Origin of the sequence: Nocardia sp. NPDC047038, from assembly GCF_040644075.1 — a bacterium.
GTDB lineage: Bacteria > Actinomycetota > Actinomycetes > Mycobacteriales > Mycobacteriaceae > Nocardia > Nocardia sichangensis.
Genome location: NZ_JBEYVQ010000003.1, coordinates 410,753 through 434,983, shown reverse-complemented (window position 1 = coordinate 434,983; position 24,231 = coordinate 410,753). Strand labels below are relative to the sequence as shown.

Here is a 24,231-nt window from a genome sequence, read left to right as displayed (position 1 = left end):
ACAGCCACGGCACCTCCACGGCTTTCCCGCCGAATGCGGGCGTCGCGGTCTCGAAGCTGAACATCACCTGGAACAGCGGATGCGCGCCCGCGGAGCGATCCACCGCCATGACGTCCACCAGGCGCTCGAATGGCAGGTCGGCGTTGGCGAACGCGGCCAGATCGGCCTCGCGCACCTCGCTCAGCAGCGCGGCGAACGAGGCGTCGGCGGCTACTCGGGTGCGCAACGCCAGGGTGTTGACGAACATGCCGACGAGTGCGTCCAGCGCCCGCTCCCCGCGTCCGCCGACGGGCGAGCCGATCACGATGTCGGCGCTGCCGCTCAACCGGGCCAGGGTGGCGGCGAAGGCCGCGTGCAGCGTCATGAACAACGTCGCGCCGCCGCGCCGGGCCAGCGCGCGCAAGCCGGCGACGACCTCGGGCTCGATCACGAAATCGACGCCCGCTCCCTCGTGCGAGGGGATCGCGGGCCGTGGATGATCGACCGGGAGGGGCAGTTGCGCCGGCGCGCCGGTCAGCACGTCGCGCCAGAAGCGCAGCTGCTGGTAGGCGAGATCACCGGGGACGTCCTCGGCGCCGAGCAGGTCCCGATGCCAGAGGCTGTAGTCGGCGTACTGCACTGCCAGCGGCTCCCAGTCCGGCCGCCGCCCGGTCAGGCGCGCGAGGTAGGCCCCGACCAGGTCGGTGACCAGCGGGACCATCGACAAGGCGTCGGCGGCGATGTGGTGCACGACGAACACCAGCACGTATTCGTCGCCGGTGACGCCGCGCGCCTCGTCGACCCGCTCCACCGCGAGCAGCGCGACCCGGCACGGCAACTCGGCGGTCACGTCGAACCCGGCGCCGACGATGCCTGCCACGGCATCCTCCAGTGCGGAGCGGTCGATCGGCACCGGATGCAGGCTCAGGCCGATGTCGGTGGCGTCGCGAACGGATTGGCAGGGGCCGTCGTCGGTTTCGGGGAAGGTGGTGCGCAGCGTCTCGTGCCGGGCGAGCACGTCGAGTACGGCGCGCTCCAGCGCCGTCACGTCGAGGCGGCCGGTCAGCCGCAGCACGATCGGCAGGTTGTAGACGCTGTCGGCGCCGTCCTGGCTCTCGACGCGGTTGAGGAACCACAGGCGCTGCTGCGCGGGCGAGAGCGGCACCCGCTCGGGCCGTGGACGGCGGACCAGCGGGAGTCGCGGCGCCCCGGCGGCGCCGAGCCGCTCCACGGCGGCGGCGAAACCCTCCACCGTGGGCGCGTCGAACAGCGCGCGCACCGGAACGCGTACTCCCATCGCCTCACCCGTGCGGGCGCTGACCTGGGTGGCGTCCAACGAGCTGCCGCCGAGAGCGAAGAAGTCGTCGTCCAGCCCGGCCCGCTCGACCCGCAGCACTTCCGCGAACACCGCGGCGACCAGACGTTGCGCGGCGCTCACCGGCGGACGGAAGCGCTCGGCCGCGAGCACCGGGATCGGCAGGGCGGCGCGATCGAGCTTGCCGCTGGTGTTGCGGGGGAATTCGTTCAGCTCGACCACTGCGGTCGGCACCAGGTAGCTGGGAAGACGCTGAGCGACAGATGATTTCACGCTGTCGAGATCGAGCGTCGCGCCGGGCGCTGCGATCACGTAGCCCGCCAGGAACTCCCCCGCCGGTCCGGTGACCAGCCGCGCCGCGGCCTGGCCGACCCCGGCCGCCGCCAGCAGCGCTGTCTCGATTTCGGCGAGTTCGACGCGCCGGCCGCGGAACTTCACCTGGAAGTCGCTGCGGCCCAGATAGATCAGCTCGCCGTCGCGGCTCCAGCGCACCAGGTCGCCGGTGCGGTACATGCGGGCGCCCGGCGCGCCGAAGGGATTGGCGACGAAACGATCGGCGGTGAGGTCGACGCGGCCGTGGTAGCCGCGCGCCAGCTGCGCTCCCGCCAGGTACAGCTCGCCCTGCACGCCGATCGGCGCGGGCCGCAACCGTCCGTCCAACACGTAGACCTGCGAGTTCCACTCCGGCTCGCCGATCGGCACTTGCGGCGAGTTCACCTCGGTGACCTCGCGGTTGGTGATGGACACTGCCGCCTCGGTGGGGCCGTAGAGGTTGTGCAGGCCCGCGTCGCACACCTGCCGGAAGGCGGCGACGGTCTCCGGCGGCAGCGCCTCGCCGATGACGAACACGTCGCGCAGCGAGTCGAGTTCGCCCGGCGCGGCGTGCGCGGCGAACACCGCGAGCATCGATGGCACGAAGTCGGTGAGCGTGACGCCGTGGCGGGCGACGGTCTCGGCGAGATAGCGCGGATCGCGATGTCCGTCCGGTGCGGCCAGCAGCACGGTCGCGCCCGCTCGTAGCGGTAGGAAGTAGCCCCACAGCGAGACGTCGAAGGTGCTCGCGGTCTTCTGCAGGTAGACATCGCCGGTGCGCGGACGGTACTCCGCGTGCATCCAGGCCAGCTGGTTGGCGATGGCCTGATGACTGACCGCCACGCCCTTCGGCTTTCCGGTGGACCCGGAAGTGAAGATCACGTAGGCGGGATGCTGCGGGTGCAGCGCGCCGTGGCGTTCGCGGTCGCCGATCTTGCCGGAGGAGTAGGCGGAGAGATCGAGTTCATCCAGGTGATACACCGGAACGGAAACCTGCGCGGCGGCGCGGAAACCGCTATCGCTCGTGGTCAAAACGGCATGCGGTCGCGCGGTGTCGAGGATGTGGCCGATGCGTTCGGCGGGATGTCCTGGGTCCACCGGGACGTACGCGCCGCCCGCCCGCGCCACCGCGTACATGGCGACGACCAGTTCCACCGAGCGCGGCAGGGCCAGCACGACCAGCGCTTCCGGGCCGACGCCGAGCCCGATCAGCATCCTGGCCAGCCGGTCGGCGCGGTCGGACAGCTCGGCGTAGGTCAGCCGCTCGCCGTCGGTGACCACCGCGACGGCATCCGGGGTACGGCGCACCTGCGCGTCGAAACCCTCGTGCAGGAACCGATCGGGCACTCGGTGCCCGCTGGCGTTCCAGCTCGCGGTGACGTAGTCCAGCTCGCCCGCGTCGAGCAGCGGGAGATCCCCGACCGGTGCGTCCGGGTCGTCCACCGCCGCACGCAACAGCCGGACGAACTTCGCGGCGAACTCCCGCACCGTCGCGGCGTCGAACAGGTCGGTGGCGTAGGTGAATTCGGCGCGGTAGCTGTCGGCGGCTTCGGACACCGTGAGCTGGAGGTCGAACTTCGCGAAACCGGAGTCGAAGTCGACCTGCTCGGTGTCGAGACCGGGCATGGTCAGCGCGATCGGCCCGATGTTCTGCATGAACAGCGCGACCTGGAACAGCGGATGCCAGGCGGCCGAACGCGGCGGGTTCAGCGCCTCCACCAACTGCTCGAACGGGATGTCGGCGTGCGCGAAGGCGCGCAGGTCGCGGTCGGCGGCGTGCGCCACCAAGTCGGCGAAACCGCGCGCGGCGTCCACTTCGGTGCGCAGCACGAGGGTGTTGACGAACATGCCGACCAGGTCGTCGAGCACGGCCTCGCCCCGGCCCGCGACCGGTGTGCCGATAGTGATGTCCGCGGTGCCGGACAACCGGGCCAGCAGGGCGGCCAGCGCCGCGTGCAGCACCATGAACGGCGTCGCGCGAACGCGCGCGGCGATCGCCTCGACGCCGGAGCGCAGCGCGGCGTCGACGGCGAACTCGTAGGTGGCGCCCTGGTACGAGGGCGCGGGCGGACGCGGCCGATCGGCGGGCAGATCCAATTGCGCGGGCAGCTCGGCCAATTCGGCGCGCCAGAAGGCGAGCTGGCGCGCCGCCACGGAATCCGCGTCGGTCTCCGCACCGAGGACCCGTTGCTGCCACAGCGCGTAGTCCGCGTACTGCACGGCCAGCGGAGTCCACTCCGGCCCGCGGCCGTCGCGCCGCGCGGCATAGGCCGTGGCCAGGTCGCGCATCAGGGGCACGAACGAGACGCCGTCGGCCGCGATGTGGTGGACGACGAGCACGAGCGTGTGGTCCTCGGGTTCGCAGCGCAGCAGGCGCACCCGCACCGGGATCTCCTCCGCCACGTCGAAGCCCTGGCTCGCCGCCTGGAGGATCGCCGCGGCCAACCGCTCCCGCGGCACTTCGGCGGGCGTCAGGTCGAACACCGCGTGTACGCGTCGCACCGATTGCGCAGGCCCGTCGGCGGTCTGCGGATACACGGTGCGTAGCACTTCGTGCCTGGCCACCAGATCGGTGATCGCCGCCGACAGCGCGGCGACGTCCAGCGGGCCGCGCAGGCGCAGCGCCACCGGAATGTTGTCCACGGCGGCGGCGCCCAGCTCGCGGGCCTGATCGGTGTCGGCGCCGAATCGGTTGAGGAACCACATGCGCCGCTGCGCGGGCGAGAGCGGAACATGCTCCGGGCGCGGACCGGCCACCAGCGGCGGACGCGCCGCGGCCGGGCGCGCCGACGCGACCACCGCGGCCACGGTGGGACGATCGAAGAAATCGCGCACGTCCACGGTCGCGCCGATGGCCGCGGCGATCCGGGCGATGGCTCGGGTGGCGAGCAGCGAATTGCCGCCCAGCGCGAAGAAGTCGTCGTCCGCGCCCACGCGCGGCACGTCCAGCAGTTCGGCGAAAATCCCGGCGACCGCCGTCTCCGCCTCGGTCTCCGGCGCCCGATAAGCCGTTGTCCCGGAATCGAATTTCGGCTCAGGAAGCGCTCTGCGGTCCAGCTTGCCGTTGGCGTTCAACGGCATCGCCGCCAGCGCGACGAGCAGCGTCGGCACCATGTACTCGGGCAGCTCGCGGCGGACGGAATCCAGTACCTCGGCGGTCTCGACTGCGTCGCCGACCACGTAGCCGACCAGATGATCGCCGCTCGCGTGCCGGTGCAGCACCACGGCGGCCTGGGTGACGCGCGGGTGGCGCAGCAGCGCCGCCTCGATTTCGCCGAGTTCGATCCGCAGGCCGCGCAACTTCACCTGGAAGTCCGTGCGGCCCAGATACTCCAGCTCCTCCGGCCCGCCCTCCACCCCGGGCGCCCAGCGCACCAGGTCGCCGGTGCGGTACATCCGCTCCCCGGCCGGTCCCTCGGGGTTCGCCACGAATCGCTCGGCGGTCAGCCCTGGCCGGGCGACATAACCGCGGGCCAATTGCACGCCTGCCAGGTACAGCTCGCCGACGACGCCGCGCGCCACCGGACGCAGGCTGTCGTCGAGCACCAGCAATTCGGTGTCGTCGGCGGCGACGCCGATCGGCACGCCCGCCACGTCCGCGCCGGTCACCTCGTGCGCGGTCACGTCGACCGCCGCCTCGGTGGGCCCGTACAGGTTGTGCAGCGTCGCCCCGCAGACGTCGCGGAAGGCCGCGGCGGTGGCGGCCGCAAGCGCCTCACCCGAGGCGAAGACCAGCCGCAGCGAGTCCACCGCGACCGACTCGGCGACGAAGACCGCGAGCATGGACGGCACGAAATGCGCCACCGTGACCCCATTTTCGGCGATCACACGCGCCAAGTACGCCGGGTCCCGATGACCGTCCGGCTCCGCGACGACCAGCCGGGCGCCGACCTGCAACGGCCAGAAGAACTCCCACACCGACACGTCGAAGGTGAACGGCGTCTTCTGCAACACCACGTCGTCGGCGCGCAGCCGGTACATCCGTTGCCGCCACCGCAGATTCGCCACGATCGCGCGGTGCGACACGGCGACGCCCTTCGGCCTGCCGGTCGAGCCGGACGTGAAGATCACGTAGGCGAGGTCGTCGGCCGACCGGGCGACCGCGGGCGCTTCCGGCGTGGGCGAGCCCGCGAATTCGTCGATCCGCAGCGTCGCGACCGCACCGCCGAAGTCGGGCTCGTCACGCGTGGTGGTCAGCACGAGCACCGGCTCGGCGACCGCGAGCACGTAGCCGATGCGGTCGGCCGGATGGTCCGGGTCGATCGGCAGGTACGCGCCGCCCGCCCGCAGGATCGCGTACATGCCGACCAGCAGGTCGATCGAGCGCCGCACGGCCAAGCCCACCAGCGAGTTCCGCCGCACGCCGAGTTCGACCAAGTGGTGGGCCAGCGCGTTGACCCGGCCGTCGAATTCGGCGTAGGTGAGGGTGATTCCCGCGTATTCGACGGCGATCGCGTTCGGAGTCCGCCACACCTGCTCCTCGAACAGGCTCACCAATGTCTCGACCGGCGCGATGGTGGTCGCCGGAAGATCCGGCGCGGCCGCGAGCGCGTCGACGAGCAGCGCGTCCAGCACCGCGCCGAGCGCGCCGTCACCGGATTCCAGCAGCGCGGGCAGTCGACCGGAGACCACCACCGGAACCAGCGCCTCCGCGCCCACCCCCGCGCCCATGGCTTCGGACAGGGCCGCGAGTTCGTCGGCCAGCGCCGCGTAGGTGACGGTGAGCTCTCCGTGCCGCAACGCCACGCGCTGCGGGTCCAGCCCGGCAACAATCGCGATGAGACCGGGCAGGTCGTCGATGCCGTAGCCGCGGCGCACGGCGTCTGCGTGGGTCATCAGCGGTTTCCTTCCGAATCGAGGGCCGCCGCCGAGTCGGCGAGCAGCGCCTCGGCGGTGGCGGGCAGGGTCCGCAGCAAAGCCGCCAGACCGCTGCCGCCGAGTGCGGCGAGCAGGCCGGGAACCAACCCGGCGAGCGAGACATGGATCAGGGCTTCGGGTTTGGCCGCCGGGCCCATCGCCTTCGCGACGGACGCGAGCTTCGCGTCGAGCTCGCCGAAGGAGACCAGCCGATCGCCGTGCTCGAACGCGGTGGCGGCGGGGACGGCCCGGGCCGCCCGGGCGATCAGCGCGGGCAGGTCCGCCACCGACGCGGTGGGCCGGGGCAGCCGTTCGGCCGCGGAACGGATGTCGATCGCGCGTAGGGCTACCGCCGGATCCGCGGCCACCGCCTCAAGCACCCGCAGCAAGCGGTCACCGAAGGCATGCGCTGTCGGTTCGTCGAAGAGGTCGGTCGCGTAGCCGACGCGCAGCTCCATACCGGCGCGCGCACCGTCGGCGGCGAACCGCTCCAGCACGGTCACCTGGAGGTCGAACTTCGCCTCCGCCGACGTCAGGTCGATCGCCTCGACCGCGAGGCCGGGCAGTTCCACCTCCGCCCGCGGCAAGTTCTGGAAGGTGAGCAGTACTTGGCACAGCGGCGCGTACGAGCCGGAACGGGTGACGCCCAGCGCCTCGACCACCTGATCGAACGGGACGTCGGCGTGCGAGAACGCCGCCAGATCCCGCCGGGTGACCTGGCGCAGCAGCTCGCCGAAACTCGCACGGGGATCGACCTCGGTGCGCAACGCCACGGTGTTGACGAACATGCCGACCAGCTCGTCCAGCTCGCGGACACCGCGCCCGGCGACCGGCACGCCGACCGTGACGTCCGCCGCGCCGGACAGTTTCGCCAGCAGCACCGCGAGCGCGCTGTGCACCAGGGTGAACAGTGTGCCGCCGTGTTCGCGGGCCAGTCGCTCCAGGCGGACGGTGCGCTCGGCGTCGATCTCCCGGGTAACGCTTGCCCCCTGCATGCTTCGCCTGGCCGGTCGCGGTCGATCGGTGGGCAGGGCGAGCAGTTCCGGCGCACCGGTCAATTCGGTGCGCCAGAAGGCGAGTTGGCGCGCCAGCAGGCTGTCGGGGTCCGCGCCGTCGCCGAGCAGCTCGTGCTGCCAGGCGCTGTAGTCGCGGTAACGGATCGCGGGCGGGGCCGAGTCCGGCGCGTGTCCGGTGGATCTGGCCAGGTAGGCGCGCACCAGATCGGCGGTCAACGGCGCGATCGAGTATCCATCCGCACCGATGTGGTGCAGCACGACCACCAAGACGTGTTCGTCGGCGGCGGGGGTGAACAGGGCGGCGCGCACCGGCGGCGCGGAAGCGAGACCGAAGGCGGGGGCCACGAATTCCGCGATCTGCCTGTCCATTTCCGCTCGGCCCACCGGAATCGGTGTCAGGTCGACCGGCGACGCGAGCACCACCTCCTGGACCGGTCCGTCCTCGGTGTCCGGGTACCTGGTGCGCAGCGTCTCGTGCCGGTCGAGCACATCGCCGAGCGCCGCCGCCAGCGCCGCCACATCCAGCCGGCCGCGCAGCCGCAGCGCCGTGGGAATGTGATAGGCCGACGAGTCCGGTGCGAGCCGGTCGAGCACCCAGATGCGCTGCTGCGCGGGCGCGAGCGGCACCGGCCCGGCATCGGCGCGACGGACCAAAGCGGGCCGGGCCACGCCGCGCTCGGTGGCCGCGATGCGTTCTGCGAGTGCGGCGGGCGTCGGGGCTTCGAACACCGCGGCCACCGCGACATGGCCGCCGAGTGCCGCGCCGAGCCGGGCCGCGAGCCGGGTGGCCATCAGGGAGTTGCCGCCCCTGGCGAAGAAGTCGTCGTCGACGCTCACCGCGTCCACGCCGACGACCTCTGCGAACGCGTCCGCGACCAGGCGCTCCAACGCACCGGACGGCGCGCGGAAGGCCGCCTCGGCGAACGGCGGCTCGGGCAGCGCCGAACGATCGATCTTGCCGTTGGCCGTGAGCGGCAGCGCCGACAGCACGACGACGGCGGCAGGCGTCATGTATCCGGGCAGTCGCGCGGCCACAACGGCGCGCAGCGACACGGCCAGGTCGGCGTACGCGACCGGATCCGCCTCCGGCACTGCGGCATACGCTATGAGCCGTGTTCCCGCGCGGTCGTCGGCCTTCGCCACCGCGACGGCCGCGGCCACCCCGGGTTGCCGCAGCAGCGCGGCCTCCACCTCGCCGAGCTCGATGCGGAAGCCGCCGATCTGCACCTGGAAGTCGGCGCGCTCGAGGTATTCCAGGGTGCCGTCGGGACGCCAGCGCACGATGTCGCCGGTGCGGTACATCCGCTCGCCGGCCGCCGCACCGAGTTCCACCGCGAACGGATCGGCCACGAAGCGGTCGGCGGTCAGCGCCGGACGGCGCTGATAGCCGCGCGCCAGCTGCGCTCCCGCGAGGTACAGCTCGCCGGGCACTCCGATCGGCGCGGGCCGCAACCGCCCGTCCAACACGTAGACCCGGCTGTTCCAGGCGGGCGACCCGATCGGGACGGTGTGCTCCGGCTGAGTGTCGAGCGCGAACGCGGTGATCGACACCGCCGCCTCCGTGGGGCCGTAGAGGTTGTCCAGCGCGGTCGTGCCGCTATGGCGGCACAGGAAGTCCACGGCCGTGGCCGACGGCAGCGCCTCGCCGATGGCCAGCACGTGGCGCAGCGTTTCCGGCAGCGCGCCACCCGGCTCGGCCGCCAGCAGCATGCCGATCAGGGCAGGCACCGCGTGCAGCACGGTGACGCCGTGGCGGCGCAGCAGCGCGCGCAGCAGGTCCGGGTCACGTTCGGCGCCGGGCGCGGTGACGATCAGCGACCCGCCGGTGACCAGCGCGGACCAGAACTCCCACACCGACAGATCGAAGGTCGCGGGCGTCTTCAACAGCACGCGATCGTTCGCGCCGAGGCCGTATCTGTCCGCCAGCCAGGCGAGTTGGTTGACGATCGCGGCGTGCGGCACCGTCACGCCCTTGGGCACGCCCGTGGAGCCGGAGGTGAAGACGACGTACGCCGGATGCTCGGGACGCAGCGGACCAATCCGGTCCGCGTCGGTGATCGGCGTCGCGGCCAGCCCGGCGACGTCGAGCCGATCGATTTCCATGACAACGCAGTCGGTTTCGAACGGGAACCCGTCGCGCGAGGTGGTCAGGACCACGACCGGCGCCGCGGTGGCCACGATGTGGGCGATCCGCTCGGCCGGATGATCCGGATCGATGGGCACATAGGCGCCGCCCGCCCGCACCACGGCGTACATCGCGACGACCAGTTCGAGCGAGCGGCGCATCGCCAGCACGACCGTCGACTCCGGTCCGACACCGGACGCGATGAGCCTGCGCGCCAACCGGTTCACCCGCCTGTCGAACTCGGCGTAGCGCAGCTCTTCGCCGGTCGCCGCGTCCACCAGCGCGACCGCACCTGGGCTGTGCGCGGTCTGCGCGTCGATCAGATCCGCCAGCGTGGCCCGCGGGACCGGCCGCCGGGTCCGGTTCCATTCGGCGAGCACCTGCGATCGGTCGGTCCCGAGCAGGTCGATGTCACCCACCGGCAGATCCGGCCGCGCCGCGATCGTTTCCAGCACCCGGCGCAGTTGGGCGGCGAACCGGAACGCGGTCGCGCGCTCGAACAGATCGGTGGCGTAGCCGAGGGACAGCTCGATGCCGTCGGGCGCGCCCTCGGCGTCGTAGGCGTCCACCGCGAACAGGTGCAGGTCGAATTGCGCTACCCCGTTGTCGAACTCGAATTCGCGAATCTCGAGTTCGGGCAGCCGCAGCTGTCTGCGCTCATGGTTCTGGAACGAGTAGCCGACCTGGAACAGCGGGTGGCGTGCGGTGGAGCGCACCGGGTTGAGCACTTCCACCAGACGTTCGAACGGCACGGTCGCGTGTTCCAGCGCCGCCAGGTCGGCGGCCCGCGCCCGGGCCAGCAGTCCGGCGAACGATTCGCCGCCGTCGACACCGACGCGCAGGACGAGAGTGTTGACGAACATCCCGATAACGTCGTCCAGTTCGGCGGCGCCGCGTCCGGCCACCGGCGTGCCGATCGCGATGTCTCCTGCGCCCGACCACCGCGCGAGCAGCACGGCGAACGCGGTGTGCACCACCATGAACAGCGTCGCGCCATGCCGTCGGCCGAGGGCGGCCAGATCCGCGTGCAGCCGCGCGCCGATCGTGAGCGGAACCTTGTCCCCGCGCAGGGTCTGCCTCGCGGGGCGGGGGCGGTCGGTCGGCAGCGCCAGCTGATCCGGCAGTCCGGCGAGTGTCCGGGTCCAGAAACGGATCTCGCGGGCCGCCGCCGATTCGGTGTCGTCCTCGGCGCCGAGCAAATCGCGTTGCCACAGTGCGTAATCGGCGTACTGCACGGTCAGCGGTGTCCAGTCCGGCGCAGCGCCACCACGGCGCGCGGTGTAGGCGACCATCAGGTCCCGCACGAACGGCGCGATGGACGAGCCGTCGGCGGCGATGTGGTGCAGCACCGCGGCGAGCACGAACTCCGGCCGCGCGCCCGTGCCGACCACGCGGAACAACCGCATCCGCACCGGAATCTCGGCGGTGACGTCGAAGGTCGTCTCAGCCAGTTCCCTGACCCGCTGCGGTAGTTCGTCTTCCGGGACATCGATCGGCCGCAGCGCCGGAGCGGTGGCGGGTTCGACGAGTTGCACCGGTTCGCCGTCGATCTCCGGATAGCGAGTGCGCAGCGCCTCGTGCCGGGTGACCACGTCACCGAGCGCGGCGCGCAACGCGGGCACGTCCAGCCGACCGGACAGCCGCAGGGCCACCGGGATGTTGTAGGCGGTGGAGGACCGGTCGAACCGATTGAGGAACCACATGCGCTGCTGCGCGGGCGAGAGCGGGACCCGCTCCGGGCGCGGCGCCGCCACCAGCGCGGGCAGGGCGCCTCCCATGGCCACCGCGCTCGCCGCCGCCGCGAGGTCCGCGACCCTGGGAGCTTCGAACAGCGCGCGCACACCGACCGTCCGGCCCAGCGCCGCGCCGATCCTGCTGACCGCTTTCGCGGCCAGCAGGGAGCTGCCGCCGAGCGCGAAGAAGTCGTCGTCGGCGCCGACGGCGCGCTCCGCGCCCAGCACTTCGGCGAACACCTCCGCCACGACCCGTTCGCTCGGCGTGGACGGCGCCCGGTAGGTGGTCGATTCGAACCGTGGCGCGGGCAGCGCGGCGCGGTCCAGCTTCCCGTTGACCGTCAACGGGATGCGCGGCAGCGGGACGATCGCGGCGGGCACCATGTGCTCGGGCAGGCGATACACCAGGGCTTGTCGTAGCGCGGCGCTGTCGACGGAGTCGTCCGCGACGACCGCGTACGCGACGATGCGCGGTTCGTCCACCAGATCGGTGCGCACCACCACGGCCACTTCCCGGACCGCTTCGGACGCCTCGAGCAGCGCGGCCTCGATCTCACCGAGCTCGACGCGGAAGCCGCGCAGGTTCACCTGCTGGTCCGCGCGCCCGAGATACTCCAGCTCGCCGTCGGCGCTCCAGCGGGCCACATCGCCGGAGCGGTAGGTGAGCGCTCCGTCGCCCGCGTACGGGTCCGCGACGAAGCGGCCCGCGGTCAGGGCGGGACGGTGCAAGTAGCCGCGCGCCAATTGGCCGCCGGATACGTAGATCTCGCCGGGCACGCCGACCGGGACCGGCCGCAACCGGTCGTCGAGCAGGCGGACGGTGAGTCCGGGCAACCCCGCGCCGATCACGCCGGTCGAGCCGGTATGCCCGTCGATCTCCCGATAGGACACGTGCACCGTGGTCTCGGTGATGCCGTACATGTTCACCAGGCGCGGCGCGTCCGGGTAGCGGGCGAACCAACCACCGAGGCGCTGCGACTCCAGCGCCTCGCCGCCGAAGACGACGACGCGCAACGCGAACGCGGCGGGTTCCGGCTCGGCCAGATCGGCGGCGACGAGCTGATAGAACGCCGACGGGGTCTGGTTGAGCACGGTGACCCGCTCGGCGATCAGCAGCTCACGGAACTGCCGCGGCGAGCGCGAGGTGTAGTAGTCGACCACCACCACCGTCGCGCCGGACAGCAGCGGTCCCCACATTTCCCAGACCGAGAAGTCGAAGGCGTAGGAGTGGAACAGGGTCCACACGTCCGCCGGGCCGAAGCCGAAGCGCCGCCGCGTGTTGTCCAGCAGCCGCAGCACGTTGCGATGCGGCACCACGACGCCTTTGGGCCTGCCGGTGGAACCGGAGGTGTAGATGACGTAGGCCACGTGACCGGAGCGCAGCGGGGCGCGCCGATCCACATCGGTGACCGGCTCGCCGCCGAACTCGACGAGGTTCGGTGCGGCGACGTCGATCACCGGTCCGCCGAACCAGCCGCGCGGCAACTCGGTGGCGGCCCCGGCGATCGCGCAGATCGGCCGGGCATCGTCCAGGACGTATTCGATCCGGTCGTCCGGGTAGGCCGGATCGATCGGCAGGTATCCGCCGCCGGCTTTGAGCACCGCGAGCAGGGCGACCACCAGTTCCGCCGAGCGGGGCAGCGCGACGGCCACCAGTGTTTCCGGCCCGACGCCCGCGGCGATCAGCCGCCGCGCCAATCGGTTCGACCAGTCGTCGAGGTCGGCATAGGCCAGCGACCGTGCCCCGTCGCGCACCGCGACGGCGGCCGGGTCCAGCGCGGCGGCCCGCGCGAAACGCTCGGCCACACTGCCGGTGGCATCCGCGACGTCGGGGCCGCCGACCGGCCACTCGTACAAAGCGCGATGCTGCTCCTCGGCGCTGAGCAACTGGATGTCGCCCACGACCACCGTGGGATCGGCGGCGATGGCGGCGAGCACCTGGGTGAACCGCCTGCCGAGAACGGCGACCGACGGCGCGTCGAAAAGGTCGGTGGCATAGCGGATCTCGACCTGCATGCCGTCGGCGCGCCCGTCCGGGTCGTTCGATTCGAGCACGGTGAACTGGAGGTCGAACTCGGCCACCGGCGCGTCGAACTCCTGCGCGCGCACCCGTAGATCAGGCAGCTCCAGCTCGGGCAAGGCGAAGTTCTGGAAGGTCAGCGCCACCTGGAACAGCGGATGACGGTTGCGCGCGCGGGTCGGAGCGAGCATCTCGACGAGCCGCTCGAACGGCGCGTCGGCGTGCGAGAGCGCGTCGAGGTCCTGGTCGCGCACCGCGTCCAGAACGGTCTCGAACCTGGCTCTGGAGTCGACGGCGGTGCGCAGCACCAGCGTGTTCACGAACATGCCGACGAGCCGGTCCAGCGCCGCGTCACCGCGTCCGGCGACCGGGGTGCCGATCGCGATGTCCGCGCCGCCCGACAGCCGGGCCAGCAGTACCGCCAAGGCCGCGTGCACCGTGCTGAACAGCGTGGTCTCGCGTTTGCGCGCCAGCTCGCCCAGCTCGCTGTGCAGGTCGGAATCGATCCGCAGGCGGTGCGTCGCACCGCGATGGGAGGAGATCGCCGGACGGGGACGGTCGGTGGGCAGTTCGAGTTGCTCCGGCAGGCCGTCCAGGGCGCCGCGCCAGTAGTCGAGTTGCCGCTCGGCGTCGGCGAGATCCGCCTGCCAGAGCGTGTAGTCGGCGTACTGCACCGGCAGCGGATCCCACGCGGGCGCTGCCCCGGCCCGGCGCGCCGAGTAGGCGGTCATCAGATCCTCGGCCAGCGGACCGAGCGAGAAACCGTCCGCGGCGATGTGGTGCAGCACCAGGGCGAGCGCGTATTCCGCCTGTGGCGCACCGTCGATCGCGAACAGCGCTGCCCGCAGCGGTGTTTCCGTGGTCAGATCGAAAGGCGCGGCCGCCAGCTCCCGAAGCTGTTCCACCAGTGCGGTTTCGGCCACACGCGTGACCGGGAGGTCGGGCGCGGACTGCGGCAGGACCAGTTGTTCCGGCCCGTCCGAGCCGTCCGGGTAGACGGTCCGCAGGATCTCGTGCCGGGCCGCCACGTCGGCCAACGCCGTGGTCATCGCCGCGACGTCGAGCTCACCGGCGAGGCGCAGCGCGACCGGGATGTTGTCGATCGCGGCGGCGGCCCCGGCCTGCTCGTCGGCGTGGAAGCGGTTGACGAACCAGACGCGCTGCTGGGCCGCGGACAGCGGGACGCGCTCCGGCCGCGGGCGGGGGCGCAGCGGGACGCGACCGCCGTCGCCCCGATGCGTTTCGGCGCGAGCCGCCAACGCGGCGACCGTCGGTGCGTCGAACAGCGCCCGCACCGGAAGCCGGGTGTCGAGCGCGGCGCCGAGCCGGGCCGCCACCCTGGCGGCGGTGAGCGAGTTGCCGCCGAGGGCGAAGAAATCGTCGTCCAGGCCCACCCGGTCGACGCCGAGCAGCTCGCCGAACGCCGCGGCGACGAGTTTCTGCACGGGCGTCGCGGGCGCGCGGAACCGCGCGGGCTCGATCGCGGGCGTCGGTAGCGCTCGGCGGTCCAGCTTGCCGGAGGCGTTGACCGGGAACTCGGGCAGCACGACGTACGCCGACGGGATCATGTACGCCGGGAGACGCCGGGTGAGCGTCGCTTCGAGCGCACCGGGGTCGAGGTCCGCGCCGGACGCGGAGACCAGGTAGGCGACGAGCCGCTCGCCGGTACCGGCGTCGTCGCGCAGGACCACGACCGCCTGGGCGACTTCCTCCAGACCCGTTAGCGCCGACTCGATCTCACCCAGCTCGATACGCAGACCACGCAACTTCACCTGGAAGTCCGTGCGGCCCAAGTATTCGAGTTCACCGCGCTCGGTCCACGCCACCAAGTCACCCGTGCGATACATCCGCGCACCAGGCTCCCCATACGGATTCGCCACGAACCGATCACTGGTCAGATCCGGACGCGCGACATAACCCCGCGCGAGCTGAACGCCCGCCAGATAAAGCTCACCCGCGACACCCACCAGCACCGGACGCAACCGCGCATCCAACACGAACACCTGCGTGTTGAACACCGGCGCACCGATCGGCACCGACTCGATATCAGCATCCACGACCTCGTGGAAGGTGACGTCGACCGCCGCTTCGGTCGGGCCGTACAGGTTGTGCAAGGCCGCGCCGGTCAGCTCGCGCAGGCGATGCGCGGGCTTGGGCGGCAACGCCTCACCCGAAGCGAACACCAGCCGCAGCGAATCACACTGTGCCGCAGCAGCATCCGCGACGAACACCGCCAGCATCGACGGCACGAAATGCGTGACCGTCACCTTCTCGGCGCTGATGATCTCCGCCAGGTAGGCCGGGTCGCGATGCCCGTCCGGCTTCGCGACGACCAGGCGGGCACCGATCTGCAACGGCCAGAAGAACTCCCACACCGACACATCAAAGGCGGCCGGGGTCTTCTGCAACACCACATCAGCAGGTGTCAACTGGTACGCGGTCTGCATCCACACCAGCCGGTTGACGATCGCCGAATGCGAAACCGCCACACCCTTCGGACGACCCGTCGAACCCGACGTGAAGATCACATACGCCGCATTCGACGGCGCGAGAGTCCCGAGACGATCCTCGTCGGTCAGCGGTTCGCCGGAATAGTCCCCGGTATCGAACAGGTCGACGTCCAGCACCGCCCACATCCCGGCGGCCCGCCCGGACAGGTCGAGCCCGTCCGCGGAGCGGCTCAGCACGCACACCGGCCGCACCGTTCGCAGTATGTCGGCGATCCGCCCGGCCGGATGCTCCGGATCGATCGGAACGTAGACTCCCCCGGCCGCGAGCACCGCGTACAGGGCCACCACGAGATCGACCGACCGCCGCATGCCCACCGCCACCGGCTGGTCCGGCCGCACGCCGACGGACACCAGCAGCCTGGCCAGCCGGTGCACCCGGCTCGCGAACTCGGCGTAGCTGAGCGATGCACCGTCGAAGGTCACCGCGAGCGCCTCGGGCGTCCGCGCCGCCTGCGCCTCGAACAGCGACACGAGCGTCGCGGCCGGATCCACCGGGTGCACGGTGGCATTCCAGGTGCCCAGGATGCGGGCACGTTCCCCTGGGCTGAGCAGGTCGATCGCGCCGACGGGCACCCTCGGGTCGGCGGCCACCGCGTCGAGCACCCGGCGCAAACGCAGGGCGAACGACGCGACGGTAGTCGAATCGAACAGATCGGTCGCGTATTCGAAGACCGCGGCGAGACCGGAACCGTCCGCCGCCTCCGTCACCGACAGGTGCAGATCGAATTTCGCCGTCGACGTGTCGATATCGAGCCCGGAAACGGTCAGGCCGGGCAACTCGAGTTCGGTGCGCGCGGTGTTCTGCAAGTCCAGCATCACCTGGAACAGCGGATGCCTGGCCGCCGACCGCTCCGGCGCGAGCACTTCGACCAAACGCTCGAACGGCGCGTCGGCGTGGGCGAAGGCGGCCAGGTCGCGCTCGCGCACCGCCGCGACCAGGCCGGTGAACGTCAACTCGGCCCGCACGTCGGCGCGCAGCACGACGGTGTTGACGAACATGCCGACGAGCTCATCGAGCGCACGCTCGCCGCGACCGGCCACCGGGGTGCCGATCACGATGTCCTGCTGCCCGGTCAATCCGGCCAGCAGCGTGGCGAACGCCGCGTGCAGCACCATGAACAGCGAGGCGTTCGCGCTGTCCGCGATCTCGCGCAACCGGCGCCGCGTCGCGGCATCGATGGTGAAGACATGGCGCGCGCCCCGACCCGACGCGACGGCCGGGCGCGGCCGATCGGCGGGCAGCGTCGTCACGTCCGGCAGACCGGCCAATTCGCCCCGCCAGAACCGGATCTGCTCGGCCAGCATCGCGTCCGGGTCGTCCTCGGAGCCGAGGACCTCCCGCTGCCACAACGCGTAGTCGGCGTAGTGGACGGACAGTGGCGTCCAGTCGGGTGCGCCACCCGCACGGCGAGCGTCGTAGGCGCGCATGAGGTCCCGGGTGAGCGGTGCCAGCGACCAACCGTCGGCGCTGATGTGATGCAAAGCGACGACGAGCACGTGCTGCTCCGCGCCGAGGCGCAGCAGGGCGAGGCGCACCGGCGGCTCGCGATCGACCTGGAAGGGCGTGGCCACCAGTTCGCGAATCCGTTCCGTCAGCCGCCGCTCGTCGACCGATTCCGCGACCAGCTCGACCCGCGCCTCCTCGACCGGGAGCACCAGTTGATACGGAATACCCTCCGCCGCCGGGTAGACCGTGCGCAGCGACTCGTGCCTGGCGAGCACGTCGACCACCGAGTCCGCCAGCGCCGTCTGATCGAGCGCGCCGCGCAACCGGATGGCGGCGACCAGATTGTCCGCCACCGAGGCCGCGTCGAACTGGTTCAGGAACCACATGCGCTGCTGCGCGTAGGACAGCGGGATCAGTGTGGGGCGCGCCCCGGCGACCAGCGGCGCCCGTCTACGCGCCCGGCCGCCGGACAGGTGCGCGGCCAGCGCCGACACGGTCGGGAACTCGAACAGCGCCCGCACCGGCACCTCGGTGTCGAGCGCGTCCGCCAGGCGGGCCGCGATCTGCGTCGCGACCAGCGAATTCCCGCCCAGCGCGAAGAAATCGTCCGCCGAGCCGACCGGATCAATCCCCAGCACCTGCCCGAACACGTCGGCGACGGTCCGCTCCACCGGCGTGCAGGGCGCGCGGAAAGTCTTCGTGACCGGCACCGGGTCGGGCAGCGCCTTGCGGTCCAGCTTGCCCGACGGAGTCAGCGGCATCGCGGTCAGCGGGACGTACGCGGTGGGCACCATGTACGAGGGCAGCACCGGGCGCAGCCGCTGCTCCAGCTCCGCGGCGAGCCGATCGGGGGCGATCGCGCCGACCACGTAGGCGGCCAGCGTCTCGCCGGAGGGCTGCGCGACGATCCGCACCGCCGCCGCCCGCACGTCGTCCATGGCGAGCAAGGCGGCCTCGATCTCGCCGAGCTCGATCCGCTGCCCACGCAGCTTCACCTGGAAGTCGCCGCGGCCCAGGTACTCCAGCGCGCCGTCGCGGCGGCGGCGCACCAGATCCCCGGTCCGGTACATCCGGCTGCCCGCAGGCCCGTACGGGTCGGCGACGAAACGCTCCGCGCTCAGGTCGGCCCGGCCGAGGTAGCCGCGCGCCAGCTGCACGCCGGACAAGTACAACTCGCCGACCACGGCGTCCGGAACCGGTCGCAACCGTTCGTCCAGGACCATGGCACGGCTGCCCGGCACCGGACGCCCGATCGGCGCCGGACCGCTCGCGGCCGGGTCGACCGGGGCGTACGTGGCGTGCACGGTGAATTCGGTGGGCCCGTACAGGTTGTGCAGCCGCGCGGGGCTCACCGCGGCGAACGCGGCGGCGGCCTCACCGGTCATCGCCTCCCCCGCGACCAGCACGGTGCGCAGGGACGCGATCGCACCCGGCGCGGCGGCGTCGGCGAACACCGTGAGCATGGACGGAACGAAGGAGGTCATCGTCACCCGATGCGCGGCGATGGTCGCGGCGAGATACCGGGGATCGCGGTGCCCGTCGTGGTCGGCGACCACGATCCGCGCGCCCCGGGTGAGCGGCGCGAACAGCTCCCACACCGACACGTCGAAGGTGGCGGGGGTCTTGAACAGCACGACGTCGTTCGCGTCGATCCGGTATTCGTCCGCGATCCACCTGATCTGATTGACCGCCGCGTCATGCTGCACCGCCACGCCTTTGGGACGGCCGGTCGAACCGGAGGTGAAGATGACGTACGCGGTACCGGAAGCGCGCAAGGGGGCGAGACGATGCGCGTCGCCGACCGGCGCGGCGGAGTATTCGGCGACCTCAGGGGCGTCGGCCGTGAGCACCGGTGTCGCGGGTAGCTCCGCGAGCGCGCATCGATCGGCGAATTCCCCCGCCTCCTCCCGGGATCGGGTCAAGACGCACACCGGGCGGGCCGCGGCGATCACCTGCGCGATCCGGGCCGCCGGCTGGTCCGGGTCCACCGGCACGTACCCACTGCCCGCGGTCAGCACCGCGTACGCGGCCACCACGAGATCGACCGAACGCGGCATGCCGAGCACGACCAACCGCTCGGGCCCCACCCCCGCGGCGATCAGCCGACGCGCCAGCCGGTTGACCGCGCCCGCGAACTCCGCGTAGGTCAGCCGCCGCTCGGCGTCGAGCACCGCGACCGCGTCGGGGGTGCGCCGCGCCTGTGCCTCGAAGGCGGTGAGCAACGTCTCCGCCGGGTCCTGTGCGCCCGCCACGGCCTGCCCCGCCGCGAGTGCGCGCGCTTGCTCGTCGCGGTCCAGGAGAGGCAGATCGCGCACCGCGATCGCGGGATCGGCGGTGATCGCCCACAAGAAGCCGATCAGCCTGCCCGCGTAACCCGCGATGGTGGCTTCGTCGAAGAGATCGGTGGCGTAGGTGAATTCCGCGGGAACCCCCGCCGGTGCCGAACCTTCCCCGAGTCCGGCACCGGCGGCGTTCTCGGTGACCGTGAGCTGGAGATCCAGCTTGGTCACTCCGGTGTCCAGGGTACTGGTGGCGACCGACAGTTCGGGCAGTTCGAAAGCGATTGCCTCGGCGTTGTCGAAGGCGAGCAGCACTTGGAACAACGGGTGGCGCGCCTGCGAGCGCGGCGGATCCAGCGCCGCGACCACCCGCTCGAACGGCAGTTCGGCATGGCCGAAGGCGGCGAGGTCGTCCTCGCGGACCCGCGCCAGCAAGGCGGTGAAGGGCTCGGCGGCGTCCAACCGGGTGCGCAGTGCCAGGGTGTTGACGAACATGCCGATCAGGTCGTCGAGCGCGCGGTCGCCCCGACCTCCGACCGGGGTGCCGATCACGATGTCGTCGGCGCCGGACAGCCGCGCCAGCAGCGCGGCCAGTGCGGCGTGCGTCAGCATGAAGGTCGAAACGCCGTGCGCGCGGGCGAATTCGTTCATCCGGGCGACCAGTTCGCCGGGGAACTCGAAACCGAACACCGCGCCACGGCCGGAGGCGACCGCAGGGCGGGGCCGGTCGGCGGGCAGGTCGAGCTGGTCGGGCGCGCCCGCCAGCGCGTCGGTCCAGAACGACAGCCGATCGGCCGCGAACGAATCGTCCGCGGAGCCCAGCAACGCGTGCTGCCAGAGGCTGTAGTCGGCGTACTGAATCGGCAGCGGGGCCCATGCGGGCGCGCTGCCGCCGCGGCGCGCCCCGTACGCGGTCATCACGTCGCGGGCCAGCACGCGCAGCGACAGCCCGTCGGCGGCGACGTGGTGCAGGACCAGCGCGAGGGCGTGACTGCCGTCGTCCACCGCGAAGATCCGCGCCCGGATCGGGATCTCACGTTCCAGATCGAAGCCGCGGGCGGCGAACGCGCTCAGCCGCTCGTCGAGGTCGGCGACGCCGATCGCCTCCGGCGCGGCGGCGATCGGCGCCACCGACAACACGACCTGCCGTGCCGCGAGCCCCGCGCCGTCGCCGGGCAGGAGCGCGGGGAAGATCGTGCGCAGCACTTCGTGCCGGAGAACCAGGTCATCGAGCGCCTGCCGCAGCGCGGTGATGTCCACCGCACCGCGCAGCCGCACCACGAACGGCATGTTGTAGCTCGCGCCGGCCCGCTCGAACCGGTTGAGAAACCAGATGCGCTGCTGCGCCGGAGAAAGCGGAACCAGCGGCGGCCGTGGCCGTGCCCGCAGCTGCGCGACCAAGGACGCGCCGCCGGATCCACCGGCCCGCTCGACGAGCCCGGCGAGTTCGGCCACCGTGCAGGCGGCGAACACGTCGCGGACTCCGAGCGGGCAGTTCAGGTCGGCGGACAGCCGCGCGGCGACCTGCGTGGCCACCAAACTGTTTCCGCCGAGTGCGAAGAAGTCGTCGTCGCGACCGACCAGCTCGTTACCGAGCACTTCGGCGAACACCCGCGCGACCGCCAGTTCCACGGGGGTGGCGGGCGCGGTGTAGCCCGTCGAAGTTCTGCTCGGGGCAGGTAGAGCGGCGCGATCCAATTTTCCGGACGCGTTCACCGGCAATGTGTCGAGCACCACATAGGCGGCGGGCACCATGTACCCGGGCAGCGCCTCGGCCGCCACGGCGCGCAGCCGCTCCGGCCGCACCGCGCCGGGCACCGCCGCCACGACGTAGGCCACCAACTGCTCGCCGATCCCCGCGTCGTCGCGCACCACGACCACCGCGCGGGCCACCTCGTCCACCCCGGCGAGCACGGCCTCGATCTCGCCGAGTTCGATGCGCAGACCGCGCAGCTTCACCTGGAAGTCCGTACGGCCGAGATACTCCAGCTCGCCGTGCGTGGTCCATCGCACCAGGTCACCGGTGCGATACATCCGGTTCCCCGCCTGTGCGGGCCCGCCGAACGGATCGGCTACGAATCGTGCCGCGGTCAGTTCTGGTCGAGCCACATAGCCCCGGGCGAGCTGTACCCCCGACAGATACAGCTCACCCGGCGCCCCGACCGGCACCGGCCGAAGCCGCGAGTCGAGAACATGAAGCCTGGTGTTGAACACCGGCGCGCCGATCGGCACCGAGAGGGTATCGGTGTCGGCGACTTCGTGAAAGGTGACGTCGACCGCTGCTTCCGTCGGACCATACAGATTGTGCAGGCGAACGCCGGTCATGGCGCGCAGCCGCTGAGCGAGCGCGGCGGGCAGCGCCTCCCCGGAGGCGAACACCGTGCGCAGCGGCGTGCGGAACGCGACATGCTGATCGGCGAGGAACGCCGCGAGCATCGAAGGCACGAAATGTGCTGTGGTGACTCCGTATTCGTCGATGACCCGGCGCAGATAAGCGGGATCGCGGTGCCCGTCCGGCTGGGCGAGCACCAGCGTCGCGCCGATCTGCAGCGGCCAGAAGAATTCCCACACCGACACGTCGAACGTGGCCGGAGTCTTCTGCAGCACAACGTCTTGCGCCGATAGTCGGTAGGTCTGCTGCATCCACACCAACCGGTTGACGATCGCGCGGTGGGTGATGGCGACGCCCTTGGGCAGACCGGTCGATCCGGAGGTGAAGATCACATACGCCGGATGCTCCGGCCGCAAGGCCGCGACTCGTTCCCGGTCCCATATCGGCCCCGCCCCGACCGTCTCGTCGGCTCGGTCCACCCGCACCACCGGCAGACCGGACAGCTCCGGCGGCCGCTCGTCCCCGGCGATCAGCACGCAGGCCGGACGGGCCGTGGCCAGGATGTGCGCGGTGCGCTCGGGCGGGTGATCCGGATCCAGCGGCAGATAGGCGCCGCCCGCGGCGAGCACCGCGTACATCGCGACGACCAGCTCCGGCGAGCGCGGCAGGCGCAGCGCCACCAGCGTTTCGGGCCCGACGCCGAGCGCGATCAGTGTGCGGGCGAGCCGATTGGCGCGCGCGGCGAGTTCACGGTAGGTCAGGTCCGGCGCACCGGCGGCCCGCAGCGCCACCGCGCTCGGCGTGCGGGCCGCCTGCGCCTCGAACATCGACACCAGCGTCGCCACGGGAGCGAAGGCCGCGGAGCGACCCGGCAGCTGCGCTTCCACGTCGAAACCCGTCTCGTTCCAGATCCGGGTGCTGACCTCGAGTTCCAGCTCGGTCGCGACTTCCACGGCGGCGAGCGCGGTGTCCGGCTCGGTGGCGACCAGGCGCTCCAGATAGCGGAGGAACCGGGCGTGCTGCCTGGCGACGTCGTCGGCGGTGTACAGGTGCGGATTGGCCTCGAAGTCGACGTGCACCCGGTCCCGGTCGCCGTAGTAGACGTTGAGACTCAGGTCCTCGACCGGACCGGTGGACAACACGTGGTACCGCCCCACGGTGGCGCCGAGGGTGAGATCGCTGCGGAACAGCATGATGTTGGCCAGCGGACCGAACAGCCCGCGGCGCGCCGGACCGGCGGCGCGCTCGGTGTCGCGCTGAATGTCCTCGTGACGGTAGCGCTGGTGGCGCAGCGCTCCCGCGACCTCGACGCGGGTGGCGCGCAGCAACGCGCCCCAGCTGCCGTCGACCGGCAACCGCAGCGGCACGATGTTCGACAGCATGCCGGCCGAGCGCCGCAGCGCCGCGGTGGTGCGCGCGGTCACCGGCAGGCTCAGCACCGCCTCGTCCCGGTCGGTCAGTCGTGCCAGGTAGGCGGCGAACGCCGCGAGCAGCACCACGGCGAGCGTCGAATCCTGGCTCGCGGCAAGCGCGTTCATCCGTTCGACGAGTTCCGGCGTGAGCGCTCGCCCGGCGACCAGGTTGGTCGCGCCACGGGGTGCGGAGCGACCGGCGAGGCTGGTCGCGCCGTCCAGCCCGGCCACCCGCCCGGCCCAGTGCGCGCGATCGGACTCGAACCGGGGGCTGCTCCGGTAGGCGAGTTCGGCCTGCGTCAACGAGGCGAGCGTCCCCGGCCGCACGGTCTCGGGTTCGGTGCCGAGCATCCGCGCGGTGTACCGCTCGGCCACCCGCGTGGTGTTGGTGAGCGCGCCGTAGCCGTCCAGCACGATGTGATGAGCCCGCAGGTACCAGAAGTACCGTCGCTCGGCGACGCGCAATAGGGCGCCCGCGAACAGCCGGTCGGTGCGCAGGTCGACCGGCGCGCTCGCGTCCGCGCGCATCCAGGCGTGCGCCGCGGCCACCGGGTCGGTCTGGTCGCGCAGGTCGATCAACGGAATGTCGACCGAGAGGCCGAAGTCGACGTACTGGTGCGGGACGCCGCCGGATTCCCCCAGCCGCACCAGCACCGACTCGTACTCGCGCGCCGCCTCCACCGAGACCTCTTGCAGCAGAACGGCATCCAACTCGCCGTGCACGTCCACGTACTGCGCGACGTTGATCGGCGCGTCCTTGTCGAGCAGCTGCGCGTACCAGACGCCGAGCTGCGCGGGCGCCAGAGCGAACGGTTCGGGTGCGATCCGGGACGACTCCGGCTCGACGGAACGCGGCGGCAACGCGCTGGCCCCACCCAACTCCGTATCGTGCAC

Annotated in this window: 2 protein-coding genes (1 of these 2 running past the window's edge); both read right to left on the bottom strand. The window is 71.7% G+C overall.

Going from position 1 to position 24,231, the window contains the following annotated elements:
- Positions 1–6,442, bottom strand: the 5' portion of a protein-coding gene (locus ABZ824_RS15450) for a non-ribosomal peptide synthase/polyketide synthase (RefSeq protein WP_356963740.1). The gene continues 19,007 nt to the left of window position 1, outside the view; the window shows 6,442 of its 25,449 coding nt (coding positions 1–6,442); it begins with the start codon at positions 6,440–6,442; its stop codon lies off the left edge, out of view.
- Positions 6,442–24,231 (bottom strand): non-ribosomal peptide synthase/polyketide synthase, encoded by a 17,790-nt coding sequence (locus ABZ824_RS15445; protein ID WP_356963739.1) that lies wholly within the window; start codon positions 24,229–24,231, stop codon positions 6,442–6,444. The genes ABZ824_RS15450 and ABZ824_RS15445 overlap by 1 nt, the downstream gene beginning before the upstream one ends.